We start from the raw sequence: 18,830 nt of genomic DNA, 5'->3' as shown, positions 1-18,830 counted from the left end.
ATAATGAGTCTGAAAGAAAAAACACAATCTCTGTTTGCTGAAACATTTGGCTACCCTGCCACCCATACTATTCAGGCACCGGGTCGTGTGAACCTGATCGGTGAACATACCGATTATAACGACGGCTTCGTTCTGCCCTGCGCTATCGACTATCAAACCGTTATCAGCTGTGCGGCACGCGACGATCGAAAAGTCCGTGTGATCGCCGCTGATTACGAGAATCAGGTTGATGAGTTCTCGCTTGATGCGCCGATTATCGCTCATGACAGCCAACAGTGGTCAAACTACGTGCGTGGCGTAGTGAAACATCTGCAAAAGCGCAATAACGCCTTTGGCGGTGCTGATCTGGTGATCAGCGGTAATGTCCCGCAGGGTGCGGGCTTAAGTTCTTCTGCCTCGCTGGAAGTCGCTGTTGGTACGGTATTCCAGCAGCTCTATCATCTGCCGCTCGACGGCGCGCAAATTGCCCTGAATGGTCAGGAAGCTGAAAACCAGTTTGTCGGCTGTAACTGCGGCATTATGGATCAGTTGATCTCGGCACTTGGTAAGAAAGATCATGCGCTACTGATCGACTGCCGAACGCTGGGCACCAAAGCCGTTTCCATGCCTGAGGGCGTCGCGGTGGTGATCATCAACAGTAACTTTAAACGCACATTGGTCGGTAGCGAATACAACACCCGTCGCGAACAGTGTGAAACCGGCGCGCGCTTCTTCCAACAGCCAGCGCTGCGTGATGTCAGCCTTGAAGCGTTTAACGCCGTCGCCCACGAGCTGGATCCGATTGTCGCCAAACGCGTTCGCCACGTGATCACGGAAAATGCGCGTACCGTTGAAGCCGCGCAGGCGCTGGAAAAAGGCGACCTGCTGCGTATGGGTCAATTGATGGAGGAATCTCACGCCTCCATGCGCGATGACTTTGAAATTACCGTGCCGCAAATTGATACGCTGGTAGAGATTGTCAAAGCGACCATTGGCGATAAAGGCGGTGTCCGTATGACCGGTGGCGGCTTCGGCGGCTGCATCGTGGCGCTGATCCCGCAAGATTTGGTTCCTGCCGTACAGCAGGCCGTCGCGGAACAATACGAAGCGAAAACCGGTATCAAAGAAACATTCTACGTCTGCAAACCTTCACAAGGAGCAGGACAATGTTAAACGAAATCCCGGTGCAGGCTCCGGACGGTCAGCCGTTTCGCCTGCTCACCCTGCGCAATGACGCAGGGATGGTCGTCACACTCATGGACTGGGGCGCGACACTGCTCTCTGCACGTATTCCGCTTAGCGATGGCAGCGTGCGCGAAGCATTGCTCGGGTGCGCCAGTCCGGAACAATACCCGGAGCAGGCTGCATTTCTGGGGGCTTCGATTGGTCGCTACGCCAACCGTATCGCCAACAGCCGCTATACCTTTGCCGGCGAAACCGTTGAATTAATACCAAGTCAGGGTGAAAACCAGCTGCATGGCGGGCCAGACGGTTTCGACAAACGTCGCTGGCAGATAGTCAATCAGAATGACCGTCAGGTGCTGTTCGCCTTAACATCTGACGATGGCGACCAGGGTTTCCCTGGCCATCTATGCGCCACCGCGCAGTATCGCCTGACTGACGATAATCGTATTTCGATAACCTACCGCGCCACGGTCGATAAGCCCTGTCCGGTGAATCTGACGAATCACGTTTATTTTAACCTCGATGGTGACAAAACAGATGTGCGCCAGCATAAGCTGCAAATTATGGCAGACGAGTACTTGCCGGTTGATGAAATGGGCATCCCGCATGACGGGCTGAAATCCGTCGCTGGTAGCAGTTTCGATTTCCGCACGCCTAAAATCATCAGCAGTGAATTTCTTGCCGATGACGATCAGCGCAAGGTAAAAGGTTACGATCACGCCTTCCTGCTTCAGGCACAGGGCAATGCGCGTACGCCGGTCGCTCGACTGTGGTCCCAGGATGAAAAACTGCAGATGGTGGTATACACCTCCGCCCCGGCATTGCAGTTTTACTCCGGCAACTTCCTCGGCGGTACACCATCTCGCGGACCAGACGCCTACGAAGACTGGCAAGGTCTGGCGCTGGAAAGTGAGTTTCTCCCGGACAGCCCAAATCATCCTGAGTGGCAGCAGCCGGACTGCTTCCTGCGTCCGGGCGAAGAATATGCCAGCGTGACGGAATATCAGTTTATTCCAGTCTGATCCTTTCCCCTCACAGGCCCGATGACGTAACGTAGCGGGCCTGTTATTTGTTTATCACAGTAGAACCGCTCAAATCCCCACCACTCAAAGACAAAATCGCAACCTTGAATTCACAAGAACCTTACACTGTGGCGCTATTTTCGCTATGGTTATGCGTAAGCATTGCCGCTGACGCTTTACGGCAATATAATGAGAATTATTATCATTCAATATGATTTATAGGAGTGAGTGTATGGCTGTAACTAAGCTGGTTCTGGTACGTCACGGTGAAAGTCAGTGGAACAACGAAAACCGTTTTACCGGTTGGTATGACGTTGATCTGTCAGAGAAAGGCGTGGGCGAAGCAAAAGCGGCAGGTAAACTGCTGAAAGAAGAAGGCTACAGCTTCGATTTTGCTTATACCTCTGTGCTGAAACGTGCCATCCACACCCTGTGGAACGTACTGGACGAACTGGATCAGGCCTGGCTGCCGGTTGAAAAATCCTGGAAACTGAACGAACGTCATTACGGCGCGCTGCAGGGTCTGAACAAAGCTGAAACCGCTGAAAAATACGGTGACGAGCAGGTTAAGCAATGGCGTCGCGGCTTTGCGGTAACACCACCGGAGCTGACCAAAGATGACGAGCGTTATCCAGGTCACGATCCGCGTTATGCGAAGTTGACCGACAAAGAGTTACCGGTTACCGAAAGCCTGGCGCTGACCATCGATCGCGTTATCCCCTACTGGAACGAAACCATTCTGCCACGTATGAAAAGTGGTGAGCGCGTAATTATCGCCGCTCACGGTAACTCTCTGCGTGCGCTGGTTAAATACCTGGATAACATGGGCGAAGATGAGATCCTTGAACTGAACATCCCGACCGGCGTACCGCTGGTATATGAGTTCGACGAAAACTTCAAACCAATCAAACACTACTATCTGGGTAACGCTGACGAGATCGCAGCAAAAGCGGCAGCCGTTGCGAACCAGGGTAAAGCGAAGTAATTTTCATCCCGGGTCAAACGAAAAAAGCGTGGAATGCTCCACGCTTTTTTATTGCCGGATGACGGCGTTGCCTTATCCGGCCTACCGAGCGTAGCCCGGATGAATTTTTTAACCGCGTCGCGCTTTTACTGCATCCGCCAGCTGGCGCAACACCGCATCGGTATCTTCCCAGCCAATGCAGGCGTCAGTGATACTTTTACCGTAGGTCAGCGGCTCACCGCTATCCGGGTTCTGATTACCTTCTACCAGATGGCTTTCGATCATCACGCCAATAATTGCTTTTTCGCCCCCAGCAACTTGTCCGCAAACATCTTTCGCGACATCCATCTGCTTTTTGAACTGCTTGCTGGAGTTGGCATGGCTAAAGTCGATCATCACCTGCGCTGAAAGCCCTGCTTTGATCAGACCTTCTTTCACGTCGGCAACGTGCTGAGCGCTGTAGTTCGGCTCTTTGCCGCCGCGCAAAATAATATGGCAATCGCCATTACCACTGGTATTCACGATCGCCGAATGGCCCCATTTGGTCACAGACAGGAAGCAGTGCGGCGCTCCTGCAGCGTTAATCGCATCAATCGCTACTTTTATCGTGCCATCAGTACCGTTTTTAAAGCCAACCGGGCAGGACAGACCAGACGCCAACTCACGGTGCACCTGAGATTCAGTGGTACGTGCCCCAATCGCGCCCCAGCTCATCAGATCGGCGAGGTATTGCGGGGTGATCATATCGAGGAATTCACCCGCAGCAGGCAATCCGCTGTCATTGATATCCAGCAGCAGTTTACGCGCAATGCGCAACCCATCGTTGATCTGGAAGCTGTTGTCCATGTGCGGATCGTTGATAAGCCCTTTCCAGCCGACGGTGGTTCGCGGTTTTTCAAAATAGACGCGCATAACGATTTCAAGCTCGCCTTTTAACTCTTCACGCAGCGCCAGCAGGCGAGCGGCATACTCTTTGGCTGCTGCCGGATCATGAATTGAGCACGGCCCAATCACTACCAGCAGGCGATCGTCACTCCCTTTCAGGATTTTATGGATCGCTTTACGGGCATGAGCCACCGTGTTTGCGGCATTTTCAGTAGCGGGGAATTTTTCCAACAATGCGACTGGCGGTAATAACTCGTTGATCTCTTTAATGCGTAAATCGTCGTTCTGATAATTCATGATTATTCCAGCGTTGCCATACTTATATAAATGAATGCAATCCCTCCAATCTATATCTTCAGTCATAAAGTGTAAACGGGGTTTTACACTTTGGACGGATTAATCCTGGAATTGGCCAAAAAAACGCAATAAAGTAGCGAAAAACGAGATCCAACCTACAATTTATAACTGTAACAGCTTTAATTTTCATAAACTTCAAGATTCTATGCTGGGTTTAATTTCTCTGGCAAAACTATTAACCACATATTGATGATGTAACTGGCACATGCACTGTTGGAAGACGTTATCCGACATATCGACCATAACAGGAGCATATTATGCATATGACAAAGCTGGCTTCACTCTTTCTTACCGCTACACTCAGCCTCGCCAGCGGCGCGGCGCTGGCAGCTGAAACCAACACGCAGTCCAATAACGGCCAGGCAAATTCCTCGGCGGATGCCGGTCAGGTCGCCCCAGACGCACGCGAAAACGTGGCACCAAATAATGTCGACAACAGTAACGTGAATTCGGGTGGCACAATGCTGCACCCGAACGGTTCATCAATGAACCATGAAGGGATGACCAAAGACGAGATGCACAAAAACACCATGTGTAAGGACGGTCGCTGCCCTGATGTGAATAAGAAGGTTGAGACCGGAAACGGCATTAACAATGATGCTGAGACAAAAACTGATGGCACTACGCAGTAACGCTGAAAATAAAGCTAATAATGGGAGAGCAATAGCTCTCCTTTTTAATTTTATCATCCCAAAAACGGTATGATGGCATACAGTAAAGATGAGAATAACAAAGGGATGGCATAATGGCGCACTCGCATACTCATACTTCTTCTGAGCAACCCAAGGACAATAATGCCCGCCGCTTGATGTTTGCATTCTGCATTACAGCCGGATTTATGTTGGTTGAAGTGGTGGGTGGATTACTTTCAGGTTCACTGGCCTTGTTGGCCGATGCCGGGCATATGCTCACTGATGCCGCAGCGCTCCTTTTTGCGCTGCTGGCCGTCCGGTTTTCCCAGCGCCCGCCCACAATACGACACACCTTCGGCTGGCTGAGGCTCACGACACTGGCCGCGTTTGTTAATGCCATCGCATTGGTCGTGATCACCATTTTAATCGTCTGGGAAGCCATTGAGCGTTTCCATACGCCCCGCCCCGTGGCTGGCGGCATGATGATGGTTATAGCTGTCGCGGGTTTACTGGCCAACGTGCTGGCTTTTTGGGTTCTACACCGCGGCAGTGAGGAGAAAAACCTGAACGTCCGCGCCGCGGCACTGCATGTGATGGGCGATTTACTCGGCTCGGTCGGGGCGATCATCGCTGCGCTGATTATTATCTGGACGGGCTGGACGCCTGCAGACCCGATTCTCTCGATTCTGGTTTCCGTGCTGGTACTGCGTAGCGCCTGGCGACTGTTAAAGGATAGCGTTAATGAATTACTGGAAGGCGCCCCGCTGACGCTGGATATCGCCGCACTGCAGCGCCATCTCAGCCGGGATATCCCTGAAGTCCGCAATGTACACCATGTCCATGTCTGGATGGTGGGTGAAAAACCGGTAATGACGCTGCATGTGCAGGTGGTTCCGCCGCACGATCACGACGCGCTGCTGGAGCGTATTCAGCACTTTCTTATCCATCACTACCAGATTGAACACGCCACGATCCAGATGGAGTATCAGCCGTGTAATGGGCCGGACTGCCACCTGTATCAGGGGGTATCCGGCCATTCACACCATCACCATTAATGGGACAGCGCGTGGGACCCCCGCTCACGCGCGCTGTTAATCCACATCCTGCTACCGTTCAGGGCGATAACAGTCAGGATCACATACTCCAGCGACATGGCATATACGCCTTGCAGGGCGAAAATCACTACGCTTATTACGTTAATGATCACCCACAGCAGCCAGTTTTCAACGTACTTACGCGTCATCAGGATCATCGCCGCAATCGACAACACCATCATGCAGGAGTCCCAGAATGGGAATGCATCGGGTTGCAACTCAGGCACAACAACCTGTAATCCCAATGCCTGCATAATGTTCACCGCAATGCGGGTCAGGAACGCAAAGACCGGATCGATATAGACCGACATCAGGCCGATCGCCACCACGCAAGCCGCCAGCCAGCCGATCGCTTTTGGTAACGGCAGCCAGCGAATTTTCAGTTCCGCTTCATGCTGGCTGGTTTGCCTGGACCAGGCATACCAGCCGTAGATGTTGGCGGCAAAAAAGAAAACTTGCAGCAACAGGCTTGCATAGAGCTGGATCTGAAAGAAGATAATCGCAAACAGCGTGACGTTTATCAGGCCGAAGAAGTAATTGCTGATTTTCTCAAGGCTCGCCAGGCCAATACACAGCAACCCGGCGATCGTCCCCACAGCTTCGATCCAAGACAGATCGTAACCGCCAGCGCCAATCGGAATATGTACCAGAATGTTCTGCGTGCTAAAAAAGTCCATCTTTTCCCCCAGAGCAAAAATATTAATTAAGCTCGAAGTGTAGCCGCAAATTCCAACATGCGGTTTAACGGCAACAACGCCCCTTCTCGCAGCCCAGCATCAACATGTATCTCATGAGCCGCTCCGCCTTGTTCCAGGCCCTCAGCAATCGCCTTGAGGCCGTTCATCGCCATCCACGGACAATGCGCACAGCTGCGACAGGTTGCCCCCTCACCAGCCGTCGGCGCTTCGAGTAACTCTTTATCCGGAACAGCCTGCTGCATTTTGTAAAAAATGCCCCGGTCAGTCGCCACAATCAGCTGTTGATGTGGTAACGATTTAGCTGCGTTGATTAACTGGCTGGTTGAGCCAACCGCATCGGCCATATCAACGATAGACTGGGGGGACTCCGGGTGCACCAACACCGCAGCATCAGGGTAAAGCCCCTTCATGCGTGTTAAAGCCTGAGTTTTAAATTCGTCGTGGACGATACAGGCCCCCTGCCAACAAAGAACGTCTGCACCGGTCTGTTTTTGTACGTAGTTGCCCAGATGTCTGTCCGGAGCCCAGATGATTTTTTCACCTAAACTATCAAGATGCTCAATAAGTTCTACCGCGATACTGGATGTGACGACCCAGTCCGCACGTGCTTTAACGGCGGCTGAGGTATTGGCGTAAACCACCACGGTACGATCCGGATGCGCATCGCAAAACGCGCTGAACGCATCAATCGGACAGCCCAGATCTAATGAGCATTCCGCCTGTAGGGTCGGCATCAGGATGGTCTTTTCCGGGCTGAGGATTTTGGCGGTTTCCCCCATAAACCTCACGCCTGCAACCAACAGCGTAGAGGCAGAATGCTTTGAGCCGAAACGCGCCATCTCCAGAGAATCAGAAATACAACCACCGGTCTCTTCGGCCAACTGCTGAATTTCGGGATCGGTGTAATAGTGCGCGACCATAACGGCATCACGCTCTTTCAGCAGGCGCTTGATTTTTTCACGATAAAATTGCTTTTCATCCACACTCAGCGGGGCTGGCTTCGGCGGAAACGGATAAATTGCTGCTTCTGGATCAAACATCACGCTCATCTTGCTTTCTCGTTTTACTGGCTTAACGAAATAACCGATTAAAAGCGTGACGCACGCCGTATTCGGTTAGATTTGTTTTATATGCTAAACAAGATAGCGGATTGGCGTAAGAAAGTCACAATAATTGCGTGTGATGAATGCCGGAAGGCGACTGACGTCTTATCCGGCCTACGTGAATAGTGTCGTCTGTAGGACTGATAAGCGAAGCGCATCAGGCAAGCAGGTTCGAACCTTATAAATCGCAGATAGCAAAAAGGCGCCTTTAGGGCGCCTTTTTACACTGGTGGGGCGTGCAGGATGACTCGCTTTGCTCGCCCTCCGGGCCGTCGCCGTAAACGGCTCCGTTGTCTCACTACGTGAGACCCGAACCTGCTGCAGGTTCGAATCGTTAATTCTGCACATAGCAAAAAGGCGCCTTTAGGGCGCCTTTTTACACTGGTGGGGCGTGCAGGATTCGAACCTGCGACCAATTGATTAAAAGTCAACTGCTCTACCAACTGAGCTAACGCCCCCTTATGGGGTTTACTTCTTTATACTTTCAGGATGGTGGGTCGTGCAGGATTCGAACCTGCGACCAATTGATTAAAAGTCAACTGCTCTACCAACTGAGCTAACGACCCGCTCGGGTATAACCTGAAAATTTTTACTCGGTACCACCAATAAATTGGTGGGGCGTGCAGGATTCGAACCTGCGACCAATTGATTAAAAGTCAACTGCTCTACCAACTGAGCTAACGCCCCGAGTGGTGGGTGATGACGGGATCGAACCGCCGACCCCCTCCTTGTAAGGGAGGTGCTCTCCCAGCTGAGCTAATCACCCGATACTGCGCTGGATACTACTTACTAACTAAGTTAGTGGTGGGTCGTGCAGGATTCGAACCTGCGACCAATTGATTAAAAGTCAACTGCTCTACCAACTGAGCTAACGACCCACTTTTTTTGCCGCTTTCGGGCTGTTTGATATCCCTTGGCAACGGCGGCATATATTACTGATTTCAGATTTTAGCGCAACAAAAATTTCGATGTAAATAACCCAACTGCTTAGGAATCACACGACGCGACCAGAATTAACACGATTTCTGGTCGCATGGTGTTCATTACATCGCGCCAAGGCGTTTTTGCGCTTGTTTCGCGCCATCAGTGCCAGGGTATTTAGTGATAACCTGCTGATAAACGGCTTTCGCTTTCTCTTTATCACCTTTGTCCTGCATGATGACACCGACTTTATACATCGCGTCTGCAGCCTTTGGTGATTTAGGGAAGTTTTTGACTACAGAAGCAAAATAGAACGCTGCATCATCTTTTTTCCCCTTGTTGTAATTCAACTGACCCAGCCAGTAATTCGCATTTGGCAGGTAAGTTGAGTCTGGGTACTTTTTAATGAAGTTCTGAAATGCTTCAATCGCGTCATCCTGGCGGGATTTATCCTGCACCAGAGCAATGGCCGCATTGTAATCGGTATTCGCATCGCCAGTTTGTACCGGAGCACCTGACGCTGCCGCTGCACCCGCATCAGGTGCAGGGGTTGCTGCTGCCCCACTCTGATCGCCGCCCGCTGATTGCGCCGCAGGTGCACTACCGCTGCCAAGATTATTCATCTGCAGCAATATCTGCTTCTGGCGTTCAACAACCTGATTCAGTTGATACTGATTTTCCTGAATTTGACCGCGCAGGGAATCAATATCGGACTGATTATCGGAGAGTTGTTGCTGGAGTTGGGTTAAAAGCTGACTGTGAGCGTTAGAAATACGCTCGAGTTGAGTGACACGGTCTTCGACCGAGCCAGAGCCGACACTACTGATTGGCGCCTGTGCAAAAGCGGCCCAGGGGGCCGCTATGCCAACCAGTAACGACAGACTCAACAGATGATGTCTGAAGTTACTGCTCATGCAATTCTCTTAGTAAACCAGTACGGCGCGACGGTTTTTGGCGTAAGCCGCTTCGTCATGACCCAGTACTGCAGGTTTTTCTTTACCGTAAGAAACGATGGAGATCTGGTCAGCAGAAACGCCTTTACCCTGCAGGTACATCTTAACGGCGTTCGCACGACGCTCACCCAGGGAGATGTTGTACTCAGGAGTACCACGTTCGTCCGCATGACCTTCTACGGTGACTTTGTAAGACGGGTTGCTACGCAGGAAGTTAGCGTGAGCATCCAGCATTGCAGCGAAGTCAGAACGGATATCGTACTTGTCCAGATCGAAGTAAACGATGTTGTTCTGCTGCAGCTGTTGCATCTGAAGACGCGCTTGCTCTTCAGAAGACATGTTGCCGCTGCCGTTTGCATCCATACCAGTGCCGGCACCCAGCATGCCTTCGCTGCCGTCATTGCTGGCGTTCTTGTTAGAAGAACACGCTGCAATAGCCATAACAGGCAGAGCAATCATCAGCCCTTTCAGCACTTTGTTCAGTTGCATTTCAATGATTCCTTTATTAATCAATTATTTATTATCACAGATACGGCGACCAGGCAGGGAATTTAACCTGTCCATCAGTTGCCGGAAGACGCGCTTTGAAACGCCCATCTGTAGAAACCAAATTCAGCACGGATCCCATCCCCTGAGAAGAGCTGTAGATTACCATAGTGCCGTTAGGTGCCAGACTTGGCGTTTCGTCCAGGAACGTTGACGACAGAACTTGTACGCCACCCGCTACCAGATCTTGTTTGGCAATGTGCTGCTGACCGTTGGCCGAGCTTACCATTACCATAAATTTACCGTCGCTGCTCACATCCGCATCCTGGTTTTGCGAACCTTCCCAGGTAATGCGCTGCGGAGCACCGCCGTTGACGTTAACTTTATAAACCTGCGGACGACCGGCCTGGTCAGACGTAAAGGCCAGGTTTTGGCTGTCCGGGAACCAGGTAGGTTCCGTGTTGTTGCTACGACCATCCGTCACCTGACGGATCTGACCGGAACCAATGTCCATGACATACAGGTTCAGGCTACCGGTTTTAGACAGGGCAAACGCCAGTTTGCTGCCATCCGGAGAAAACGCAGGCGCACCGTTGTGACGTGGGAACGAGGCTACCTGACGAACCGCGCCGTTAGACAGTGTCTGAATAACCAGCGCAGAACGACCGCTTTCGAAGGTAACGTACGCCAGTTTTGAACCGTCCGGTGACCACGCCGGAGACATCAGCGGCTGCGGAGAACGGTGTACCACGAACTGGTTGTAACCATCGTAGTCGGACACACGTAATTCGTACGGGAACTGACCACCGTTGGTCTGAACAACATAAGCGATACGGGTACGGAATGCACCTTTAATGCCGGTCAGTTTTTCAAACACTTCGTCACTTGCAGTATGGCCCGCGTAACGCAGCCACTGCTTGTTCACTTTATAGGTGTTCTGTGCCAGTACGGTACCCGGTGCGCCACCGGTGTCAACCAGCTGATAGGCAACGCTGTAAGAACCATCCGGGTTCGGCGTAACCTGGCCGACGACTACGGCATCAATGCCCAGCGCAGACCAAGCGGCAGGTTGAACTTCCTGCGCGGTACCGGGCTGCTGAGGCAGACGAGAACGGTCTAACGGGTTAAATTTACCGCTGTTACGCAGGTCAGCACCTACGATACCACCGATATCTTCAGGTGCAGCACCCGGTCCTGCCCACTGGAAGGGGACAACACCAATCGGGCGCGCCGAGTCCACCCCCTGGGTGATCTCGATACGTACTTCTGCGTGCAGCACCGCTGCCCACAGCATCAGAAAACCAAATGCTACTCGTAATGCCTGCTTCATCATATCTCCCTTATCTGGACGGAAAGCCCACGATAATTTAGCAGAATGTTAACAAACTCAAATACACAAAACTACCAGAACTCTGTCTCAACCTTAGACCGTTTCCCCTGATTTCTCAGGGGTCGTTATTACAGTTTGAAGTCCAGTTTGGCATCTTTTACTTTTTCATAAACTGCCTGGCTAGGCGGTTTAGGAATTCTGGCGGTTTTCGCAGCCGTCAGCGCAGCCTGACACAATGCCGGATCCCCGCCCTCTTCGGTTACATCCAGTAACAGACCATCAGGCGCTAACTTGATATGTAATACGCAAGATTTACCTGCATACAAATCTGCCCCATACAGACGGCTCTGGATCGCATTACGAATTTGAGATGCATAAGCACTGATATCCGCGCCAGAAGCACCACCATTGGCACCACTTGTACCACTATCTTTCGCCGGTTGGCCGTTTCCTTTCGCTCCACCGCCCGATTTCGGTGCATTCTTACCGGAGCTCAGGTCGCCCAACAAGTCGTCAACGCCAGAGGCTGCAGCGGCTTTTTCGGCCGCAGCCTTTTTAGCAGCAGCTGCTTTATCTGCCGCAGCTTTCTTATCGGCAGCGGCTTTCTCAGCTGCAGCTTTTTTGTCTGCTGCTGCTTTTTCTGCAGCGGCTTTCTTATCAGCCGCCGCTTTTTCAGCAGCGGCAGCTTTCGCGGCAGCGGCTTTTTCTGCTTTCTCAGCAGCAGCTTTCTCGGCTGCAGCTTGCTTAGCGGCTTCAGCCTGTGCTTTCTTCGCAGCGTCCGCAGCTGCCTTAGCAGCTTGCGCTTCTGCAGCTTTCTTCGCATCAGCGGCGGCTTTAGCGGCTTCAGCCTCAGCTTTTTTCTGTGCGTCTGCAGCGGCTTTCTTCGCGGCATCTGCCGCTTGCTTAGCCTGAGCATCAGCTTTAGCCTTCGCGTCTGCAGCAGCCTTCGCCGCAGCCTCTTCAGCCTGTTTCTGTTGCTCTTGCGCTTTCGCTGCGGCGGCTTCAGCTTGCTTCTGCTGTTCCGCCTGTTCGCGCACTTTTTCCTGCGCGGCTAAACGTTCTTTTTCCAGCTGCTTCAGTCGCTCTTGCTCAGCTGCCTGCTTCTCGCGAAGTTCTTCAGCTTGCTGCTGCGCCTGCTTTTCACGCTGCTCTTCAGCACGTTTCGCACTTGCCTGCTGTTGCTGCTGCCTGTCGTACTGTTGCACAACGGCGCCAGGATCGACCATAACGGCGTCGATGGACGAACCGCCACCGCCGCCGGCTGAAGCATCAATGTGCTCATCGAACGAACTCCAGATCAGCGCTGCAAATAAAATGACATGCAGCACCGCTGAAATAATTATCGCCCTTTTGAGCTTGTCGTTTTGTTCGGTTGCCTTTGACACTCTCGGTTCCCAAAAAACTGTTCGCCTGTTACGTGCTATCTTTCAAGCCAGCAAAACGCAGTCATCAGATTGGCTGCGTCATCAAGCCAACCGATTTTACGCCTGCGCTGTGTAACAAGTTCAGCGCTTTAATTATTTCATCATAAGGCACGTCTTTCGCACCACCGATTAAAAAGACCGTTTTCGGATTGGTCTGCAGGCGGCTTTTCGCTTCCGCGATAACCTGCTCCGGCGGCAGTTGATCCATACGATCTTTCTCAACCACCACGCTGTATTGCCCAATACCGGAAACTTCAATAATGACCGGGGGTTCGTCGTTACTGCTGACGGCTTGCGACTCGGTCGCATCCGGCAGGTCGACTTCCACACTCTGCGTAATGATCGGTGCGGTTGCCATAAAGATCAGCAACAGCACCAACAGTACGTCGAGCAGCGGTACAATATTGATTTCGGACTTGAGTTCGCGACGACCTCGTCCACGCGTTCTGGCCATGGCTTACCCCTTGTTGCTCTCGCTAACGGTAAACGCCTGGCGGTGCAGAATCGCGGTGAACTCTTCCATAAAGTTGTCGTAATTCAGTTCCAGTTTGTTCACGCGCTGGTTCAGACGGTTGTAGGCCATAACCGCCGGGATTGCCGCAAACAGACCGATAGCCGTTGCAATCAACGCTTCTGCGATACCCGGTGCGACCATTTGCAGCGTCGCCTGTTTTACCGCGCCCAGCGCGATAAATGCGTGCATGATCCCCCAAACGGTACCGAACAGACCGATATACGGGCTGATGGAGCCAACTGTGCCGAGGAATGGAATATGCGTTTCCAGCGTTTCCAGTTCACGGTTCATCGAGATACGCATCGCACGGGAAGCCCCCTCTACGACCGCTTCCGGCGCGTGGCTATTTGCCCGATGCAAACGCGCAAATTCTTTGAATCCGCTATAGAAAATTTGTTCCGAGCCCGCCAAATTATCACGACGCCCCTGGCTTTCCTGGTACAGGCGCGACAATTCAATGCCGGACCAGAACTTGTCTTCAAATGCTTCGGCTTCACGCGAAGCAGCATTAAGAATACGGGTCCGTTGGATGATGATGGCCCAGGATGCGATTGAGAAACCAATCAAAATCAACATGATAAGTTTAACCAGAAGGCTTGCCTTCAGGAACAAATCAAGGATATTCATGTCAGTCACTGCTTAAACTCCGCGACAATAGACTTGGGAAGCGCACGAGGCTTCATTTTGAGTGGATCAACGCAAACAATCAGAACTTCGGCTTCATTCAGCACGGTGTTCTCTGCGTTGACAATGCGTTGCGTGAAAACCAATGAGGTGCCACGCATTGACGTAATTTCGGTTTGAACTTCGAGCATATCGTCGAGCCGGGCAGGCGCAAAATACTCGAGGGTCATCTTGCGCACCACAAAGGCTACACGTTCGGCCAACAGGACCTGCTGACTGAAGTGATGATGACGAAGCATTTCTGTGCGTGCTCTTTCATAAAAAGCGACGTAACTGGCGTGGTAAACCACCCCACCGGCATCGGTATCTTCATAATAGACACGAACCGGCCATCGAAACATATACTTATTCATTCCTACTGCCTCTTTGTTGGCTTCGCCCACTCGCACCAGTTACTTACCTTTGTAAGCGTCTGGTGATTCGCGTTCTTGCCGCCGCGATGCATCAAGAATGTCGTTGTATATCGCGCTGTCTTCACTGTACATCCCGGTAATGCAACAAAAGGTTAGTGCTTTCAAACTTCGCTACTATACGCGCGGGAATGGTGCTTTGGAATGGGGGAAAGTAAACGTAGAGTAAAAAATTATGGGCTTATGCAAGCCCATAAATATTTAAGGATGTTTCTTATTCAAAAGAAGAAGAAAATCAGACCAACAACGAGGACAATATCCGCGATCAGCGGGCAGAAGATGCCCTGCCAATGTACGGCGCGAGGACGGAAGCCAACGCCGTGAATAATGCCTGCGCAGACCGCCCACATCAGCAGGAAACCATGCCAGATTTCAAGCTCACTGGTTTTGGCCGCAAAACGTGACGGATCCCAGAATATGCAGCCAGCCAACACGATTGCCAGCACAAATGAAAGCGCCCGCAAGGGGCGCTTGTCCATCGCGTTGTATACCATCGCGATAATGTTGGTCATTAGCTATCTTCTTGCCCGGCTTTGCCTGATTCAACGTGCTCAAGCGCCAGCGCAGTGATTATCCCAAATGCACAGGCAAGAAGCGTTCCCAAAATCCATGCGAAATACCACATTTTAAGCTCCTTACTTAGTACAGAGAGTGGGTGTTGCTTTCAATATCTTCTTTAGTGATGCGACCGAACATCTTCCAGTAACACCAGCTGGTGTATAGCAGAATGATCGGTACAAACACCGCCGCGACCCAGGTCATCAGATTCAATGTACGCTGGCTGGAGGTGGCATCCCACATGGTCAAACTTGCGTTCATCATGGTGCTGGATGGCATCACAAACGGGAACATTGCGATACCGGCAGTCAGGATGATGCAGGCTAACGTCAGTGAGGAGAAGACGAACGCCCATGCCCCTTTCTCCATACGAGAAGTCAGGATGGTCAACAGCGGCAGAACCACGCCCAGTGCAGGAACCAGCCACAGGATAGGTGCATTGTTAAAGTTCACCATCCATGCGCCAGCCACACGAGCAACTTCTTTGGTCAGCGGGTTAGAGGCGGCATGATGATCCAGTGCAGAGGTCACAACATAACCGTCAATACCGTAAATCACCCACACACCGGCCAGCGCGAAGCAGACCAGAGTCACCAGCGCCGCAACCTGTGAAGTTGCACGAGCACGCAGATGCAGTTCACCTACCGTACGCATCTGCAGATAGGTCGCACCCTGGGTGATGATCATCCCAACGCTCACGACACCCGCCAGCAGACCAAACGGATTCAGCAACTGGAAGAAGTTACCGGTGTAGTACAAACGCATGTAGTCATCTACGTGGAACGGAACCCCTTGCAGCAGGTTACCGAACGCCACGCCAATCACCAGCGGTGGCACGAAGCTACCTATGAAGATGCCCCAGTCCCACATGTTGCGCCAGCGCATATCTTCAATCTTAGAGCGGTAGTCAAAACCGACCGGACGGAAGAACAAGGACGCCAGAACCAGAATCATCGCCACATAGAAACCGGAGAACGCAGCGGCATAGACCATCGGCCAGGCAGCGAACAGTGCGCCACCCGCGGTGATGAGCCAAACCTGGTTACCGTCCCAGTGCGGGGCGATGGAGTTAATCATAATTCGACGCTCGGTATCATTACGACCGAGGAAACGGGTGAGCATGCCCACCCCCATGTCGAAGCCATCAGTGACCGCAAAACCAATCAGCAGAATGCCAACCAGCAGCCACCAGATAAAACGCAATACTTCATAATCGATCATTTGACGACTCCTGTCTTAGCGTGCCGGCTGAGAAGTCACAGTGGACTGCTCGTAGTGATAACGACCGGTTTTCAGGCTACTCGGCCCAAGGCGTGCGAACTTGAACATCAGATACAGTTCAGCCACCAGGAACAGGGTATACAGGCCGCAAATCAATAGCATCGAGAAGATGAGGTCGCCAGCAGTCAGCGAAGAGTTCGCTACGGCTGTTGGTAACACTTCACCAATCGCCCACGGTTGACGACCGTACTCTGCAACAAACCAACCGGATTCAATAGCAATCCACGGCAGAGGAATCGCATACAGCGCGGTGCGCAGCAGCCATTTTTTCTCACCGATACGGTTACGAAGCACAGTCCAGAAGGACACCGCGATAATTGCCAGCATCAGAATGCCGCATGCCACCATGATACGGAAAGCGAAGTACAGCGGCGCAACACGAGGAATAGAATCTTTCGTTGCCTGCTGAATTTGCGCTTCGGTCGCGTCGGTGACGTTATCCGTATAGCGTTTCAACAGCAGACCATAACCCAGGTCTTTCTTCATGCTGTTGAACTGGTCGCGAACGGCCTGGTCGGTAGTACCAGCACGCAGTTCTTCCAGCAACTGATACGCTTTCATCCCGTTACGGATACGCTCTTCGTGCTGCACCATCAGATCTTTCAGACCAATGACCGGTGTATCAACAGAGCGGGTGGCAATGATGCCCAGCGCATAAGGAATCTGAATCGCAAAATGGTTTTCCTGCGCATCCTGGTCCGGAATACCGAACAGCGTAAAGGAAGCTGGAGCAGGCTGAGTTTCCCATTCTGCTTCAATCGCAGCGAGTTTGGTTTTCTGCACGTCACCCATTTCGTAACCAGATTCATCACCCAGAACGATAACAGACAGAATAGCAGCCATACCAAAGCTGGCAGCGATAGCAAAAGAACGTTTAGCAAACGCGAAGTCACGACCGCGCAGCATATAGTAGGAGCTGATACCCAGAACGAACATCGCGCCACATACATAACCAGATGCCACAGTGTGAACAAATTTCACCTGTGCTACCGGGTTGAGCACCAGTTCAGAGAAGCTCAGCATCTCCATACGCATGGTTTCGAAGTTGAAATCCGCTGCGATTGGGTTCTGCATCCAGCCGTTCGCAACCAGAATCCACAACGCAGACAGGTTAGAACCCAGAGCCACCAGCCAGGTGACACACATATGCTGGACTTTACCCAAACGGTCCCAGCCGAAGAAGAACAGACCTACAAAGGTGGATTCGAGGAAGAAGGCCATCAAACCTTCGATCGCCAGCGGCGCACCGAAAATATCCCCTACATAGTGGGAGTAGTAAGACCAGTTAGTCCCGAACTGGAACTCCATGGTCAGACCGGTAGCCACACCCAGAGCGAAGTTGATACCAAACAACTTGCCCCAGAACTTGGTCATATCTTTATAAATCTGTTTGCCGGAAAGGACGTAGACCGTTTCCATAATGGCCAGCAAGAACGCCATACCGAGCGTCAGTGGCACAAACAGGAAGTGGTACATCGCGGTCAAGGCAAACTGTAAGCGCGACAGTTCGACTATATCTAACATCATGACTCCTTGCTCATCGCATGAAGACTCCGAGAGTGAACCCCGTTAGAAAGGGTCACACGCATGCCCCAATACAAATTTATCTGCTTCCTTCCGCCGCTACCCTTCCCTCTCATTTGAAGAAAGGATAATGATGAAAAGTTACAAACATGTTAATAAAACACTCAAATTGATCCCGCAATTATATTACGCCGTAAAATCCTTACAATAAACAGGTTTTTATCGAGACAAATTTGCATTTTTCGATAGTGATCAATTTATAGCTAATTTACCACTTTCAGACCAATTTGATCTGAAGCAATTTAACCTCTTTTGATGCTGTTTTCCAAGTTTTAAACATTGATTTAAATCAATTTTCAAATTTAATGTTAATAGTGTTTAGCACTCACGCTACTAGTAAACGCGATGTTAACAACATGTTTTTCAATGAGTAATTGCCGTTACTACAAATGATAGGATATTTATTTAAATGTACACGATCTTTTAACCAGCCCGGCTGACTAAATTGATAGCAGATAAAGAATCACTAATGCTGGGTAGCTCACAGTTTTTTGTTTAGCAAGTCATGGATTTGTTATTTCATACAAATTATTCATTTAAATTTTACTTATAATTAACACCGAGATGTAACTATCTCAACTGGAAGCGAAAACGTTCCACAATGACCGATGCATTGCGTTTGTCGTTCTGCGAGAGAATGCTGACGTTTCGCTTAAATCATCACTGAAAGTTATCATTAACACCCCCTCTTCTCTTATGTGGCAAAGATTAAATATGTCACAAACATTTCCTTATCATTTTTATCCTAAATTTAACAAAAATGAAT

Annotated in this window: 19 protein-coding genes, 5 tRNA genes and 1 other RNA gene; 5 read left to right on the top strand and 20 right to left on the bottom strand. The window is 51.1% G+C overall.

Features of this window, described 5'->3' with window-relative positions:
- Positions 1–3: 3 nt before the first annotated feature.
- The 3 genes from galK to gpmA all read left to right on the top strand — a co-directional run bounded on the left by galK (position 4) and on the right by gpmA (position 3,171).
- Positions 4–1,152, top strand: coding sequence for a galactokinase (gene galK / locus OGY37_RS13580; protein WP_126318789.1), 1,149 nt, complete (start codon positions 4–6; stop codon positions 1,150–1,152).
- The gene (gene galM, locus OGY37_RS13575) at positions 1,146–2,186 is read left to right on the top strand and encodes a galactose-1-epimerase (RefSeq protein ID WP_126318791.1); all 1,041 of its coding nucleotides are present in this window, start codon (positions 1,146–1,148) and stop codon (positions 2,184–2,186) included. Before galK ends, galM begins: the two co-directional genes overlap by 7 nt.
- 232 nt (positions 2,187–2,418) lie before the next feature.
- The gene (gene gpmA, locus OGY37_RS13570; protein WP_003022999.1) at positions 2,419–3,171 is read left to right on the top strand and encodes a 2,3-diphosphoglycerate-dependent phosphoglycerate mutase; all 753 of its coding nucleotides are present in this window, start codon (positions 2,419–2,421) and stop codon (positions 3,169–3,171) included.
- Positions 3,172–3,279: 108 nt separating this feature from the next.
- Here the strand turns inward: gpmA and aroG are convergent, their stop codons facing one another.
- Positions 3,280–4,332, bottom strand: coding sequence for a 3-deoxy-7-phosphoheptulonate synthase AroG (aroG, locus tag OGY37_RS13565; protein ID WP_003831449.1), 1,053 nt, complete (start codon positions 4,330–4,332; stop codon positions 3,280–3,282).
- Positions 4,333–4,649: 317 nt separating this feature from the next.
- Between aroG and OGY37_RS13560 the strand changes: the two genes are divergently transcribed.
- Both OGY37_RS13560 and zitB read left to right on the top strand, forming a co-directional pair.
- Positions 4,650–5,024, top strand: coding sequence for a YbgS-like family protein (locus OGY37_RS13560; RefSeq protein WP_003022994.1), 375 nt, complete (start codon positions 4,650–4,652; stop codon positions 5,022–5,024).
- Between the two features lie 113 nt (positions 5,025–5,137).
- Positions 5,138–6,079, top strand: a complete 942-nt coding sequence (gene zitB / locus OGY37_RS13555; protein WP_063940679.1) for a CDF family zinc transporter ZitB — start codon at positions 5,138–5,140, stop codon at positions 6,077–6,079.
- Here the strand turns inward: zitB and pnuC are convergent.
- The 19 genes from pnuC to cydA all read right to left on the bottom strand — a co-directional run bounded on the left by pnuC (position 6,076) and on the right by cydA (position 18,004).
- Positions 6,076–6,795 carry a nicotinamide riboside transporter PnuC gene (pnuC, locus tag OGY37_RS13550; RefSeq protein WP_191233155.1) on the bottom strand — a complete coding sequence of 240 codons (720 nt, stop codon included), beginning with the start codon at positions 6,793–6,795 and terminating at the stop codon, positions 6,076–6,078. The genes zitB and pnuC overlap by 4 nt on opposite strands.
- A 26-nt stretch (positions 6,796–6,821) precedes the next feature.
- Complete coding sequence (gene nadA, locus OGY37_RS13545; RefSeq protein ID WP_149281364.1) at positions 6,822–7,865, bottom strand: quinolinate synthase NadA; 1,044 nt, start codon at positions 7,863–7,865, stop codon at positions 6,822–6,824.
- A gap of 281 nt (positions 7,866–8,146) precedes the next feature.
- Positions 8,147–8,279, bottom strand: a non-coding RNA gene (locus tag OGY37_RS13540) — RtT sRNA.
- Between the two features lie 22 nt (positions 8,280–8,301).
- Positions 8,302–8,377: transfer RNA gene (locus tag OGY37_RS13535), tRNA-Lys, on the bottom strand.
- Between the two features lie 32 nt (positions 8,378–8,409).
- Positions 8,410–8,485, bottom strand: a tRNA-Lys gene (locus tag OGY37_RS13530).
- A 45-nt stretch (positions 8,486–8,530) separates the two neighbouring features.
- A tRNA-Lys gene (locus tag OGY37_RS13525) sits at positions 8,531–8,606 on the bottom strand.
- Positions 8,607–8,609: 3 nt separating this feature from the next.
- A tRNA-Val gene (locus tag OGY37_RS13520) sits at positions 8,610–8,685 on the bottom strand.
- A gap of 36 nt (positions 8,686–8,721) precedes the next feature.
- Positions 8,722–8,797 (bottom strand) — tRNA-Lys (locus tag OGY37_RS13515).
- Between the two features lie 165 nt (positions 8,798–8,962).
- Entirely contained in the window at positions 8,963–9,754 is a 792-nt protein-coding gene (gene cpoB, locus OGY37_RS13510; RefSeq protein ID WP_003831441.1) for a cell division protein CpoB, read from the bottom strand.
- 9 nt (positions 9,755–9,763) lie between these two features.
- Complete coding sequence (gene pal / locus OGY37_RS13505) at positions 9,764–10,282, bottom strand: peptidoglycan-associated lipoprotein Pal (RefSeq protein ID WP_003022983.1); 519 nt, start codon at positions 10,280–10,282, stop codon at positions 9,764–9,766.
- 34 nt (positions 10,283–10,316) lie between these two features.
- Positions 10,317–11,609 (bottom strand): Tol-Pal system beta propeller repeat protein TolB, encoded by a 1,293-nt coding sequence (gene tolB, locus OGY37_RS13500; RefSeq protein ID WP_003022981.1) that lies wholly within the window; start codon positions 11,607–11,609, stop codon positions 10,317–10,319.
- Positions 11,610–11,737: 128 nt separating this feature from the next.
- Positions 11,738–12,994, bottom strand: a complete 1,257-nt coding sequence (tolA, locus tag OGY37_RS13495) for a cell envelope integrity protein TolA (RefSeq protein WP_008784157.1) — start codon at positions 12,992–12,994, stop codon at positions 11,738–11,740.
- Positions 12,995–13,058: 64 nt separating this feature from the next.
- On the bottom strand, positions 13,059–13,487 hold the full coding sequence (tolR, locus tag OGY37_RS13490) for a colicin uptake protein TolR (protein WP_003022978.1): 429 nt from the start codon (positions 13,485–13,487) through the stop codon (positions 13,059–13,061).
- A 3-nt stretch (positions 13,488–13,490) separates the two neighbouring features.
- A complete protein-coding gene (gene tolQ, locus OGY37_RS13485; protein ID WP_003022976.1) occupies positions 13,491–14,183 on the bottom strand; it encodes a Tol-Pal system protein TolQ in 693 nt (230 codons plus the stop codon).
- Positions 14,180–14,584, bottom strand: coding sequence for a tol-pal system-associated acyl-CoA thioesterase (gene ybgC / locus OGY37_RS13480; RefSeq protein ID WP_003831439.1), 405 nt, complete (start codon positions 14,582–14,584; stop codon positions 14,180–14,182). Before ybgC ends, tolQ begins: the two co-directional genes overlap by 4 nt.
- A gap of 275 nt (positions 14,585–14,859) precedes the next feature.
- Positions 14,860–15,153, bottom strand: coding sequence for a cyd operon protein YbgE (ybgE, locus tag OGY37_RS13475; protein WP_003831434.1), 294 nt, complete (start codon positions 15,151–15,153; stop codon positions 14,860–14,862).
- The gene (gene cydX / locus OGY37_RS13470) at positions 15,153–15,266 is read right to left on the bottom strand and encodes a cytochrome bd-I oxidase subunit CydX (protein ID WP_003022970.1); all 114 of its coding nucleotides are present in this window, start codon (positions 15,264–15,266) and stop codon (positions 15,153–15,155) included. Before cydX ends, ybgE begins: the two co-directional genes overlap by 1 nt.
- Before the next feature lie 14 nt (positions 15,267–15,280).
- Positions 15,281–16,420: a cytochrome d ubiquinol oxidase subunit II gene (gene cydB, locus OGY37_RS13465; protein ID WP_003831431.1), complete on the bottom strand. Its 1,140-nt coding sequence runs from the start codon at positions 16,418–16,420 to the stop codon at positions 15,281–15,283.
- 15 nt (positions 16,421–16,435) lie between these two features.
- The gene (gene cydA, locus OGY37_RS13460; protein ID WP_003022965.1) at positions 16,436–18,004 is read right to left on the bottom strand and encodes a cytochrome ubiquinol oxidase subunit I; all 1,569 of its coding nucleotides are present in this window, start codon (positions 18,002–18,004) and stop codon (positions 16,436–16,438) included.
- Between the last annotated feature and the right edge of the window lie 826 nt (positions 18,005–18,830).

Source organism: Citrobacter sp. Cpo030, assembly GCF_030333005.1.
GTDB lineage: Bacteria > Pseudomonadota > Gammaproteobacteria > Enterobacterales > Enterobacteriaceae > Citrobacter > Citrobacter portucalensis.
Note: the sequence above shows the minus strand (reverse complement) of the source record. Positions and strands in the feature narration are given on the sequence as shown.

What these genes read in the sequence shown, in the direction of transcription:
- galK (WP_126318789.1), top strand. Translation starts at nt 4, where the DNA reads ATGAGTCTGAAAGAAAAAACACAATCTCTGTTTGCTGAAACATTTGGC.
- galM (WP_126318791.1), top strand. Translation starts at nt 1,146, where the DNA reads ATGTTAAACGAAATCCCGGTGCAGGCTCCGGACGGTCAGCCGTTTCGC.
- gpmA (WP_003022999.1), top strand. Translation starts at nt 2,419, where the DNA reads ATGGCTGTAACTAAGCTGGTTCTGGTACGTCACGGTGAAAGTCAGTGG.
- aroG (WP_003831449.1), bottom strand. Translation starts at nt 4,332, where the DNA reads ATGAATTATCAGAACGACGATTTACGCATTAAAGAGATCAACGAGTTA.
- OGY37_RS13560 (WP_003022994.1), top strand. Translation starts at nt 4,650, where the DNA reads ATGCATATGACAAAGCTGGCTTCACTCTTTCTTACCGCTACACTCAGC.
- zitB (WP_063940679.1), top strand. Translation starts at nt 5,138, where the DNA reads ATGGCGCACTCGCATACTCATACTTCTTCTGAGCAACCCAAGGACAAT.
- pnuC (WP_191233155.1), bottom strand. Translation starts at nt 6,795, where the DNA reads ATGGACTTTTTTAGCACGCAGAACATTCTGGTACATATTCCGATTGGC.
- nadA (WP_149281364.1), bottom strand. Translation starts at nt 7,865, where the DNA reads ATGAGCGTGATGTTTGATCCAGAAGCAGCAATTTATCCGTTTCCGCCG.
- cpoB (WP_003831441.1), bottom strand. Translation starts at nt 9,754, where the DNA reads ATGAGCAGTAACTTCAGACATCATCTGTTGAGTCTGTCGTTACTGGTT.
- pal (WP_003022983.1), bottom strand. Translation starts at nt 10,282, where the DNA reads ATGCAACTGAACAAAGTGCTGAAAGGGCTGATGATTGCTCTGCCTGTT.
- tolB (WP_003022981.1), bottom strand. Translation starts at nt 11,609, where the DNA reads ATGAAGCAGGCATTACGAGTAGCATTTGGTTTTCTGATGCTGTGGGCA.
- tolR (WP_003022978.1), bottom strand. Translation starts at nt 13,487, where the DNA reads ATGGCCAGAACGCGTGGACGAGGTCGTCGCGAACTCAAGTCCGAAATC.
- ybgC (WP_003831439.1), bottom strand. Translation starts at nt 14,584, where the DNA reads ATGAATAAGTATATGTTTCGATGGCCGGTTCGTGTCTATTATGAAGAT.
- ybgE (WP_003831434.1), bottom strand. Translation starts at nt 15,153, where the DNA reads ATGACCAACATTATCGCGATGGTATACAACGCGATGGACAAGCGCCCC.
- cydX (WP_003022970.1), bottom strand. Translation starts at nt 15,266, where the DNA reads ATGTGGTATTTCGCATGGATTTTGGGAACGCTTCTTGCCTGTGCATTT.
- cydB (WP_003831431.1), bottom strand. Translation starts at nt 16,420, where the DNA reads ATGATCGATTATGAAGTATTGCGTTTTATCTGGTGGCTGCTGGTTGGC.
- cydA (WP_003022965.1), bottom strand. Translation starts at nt 18,004, where the DNA reads ATGTTAGATATAGTCGAACTGTCGCGCTTACAGTTTGCCTTGACCGCG.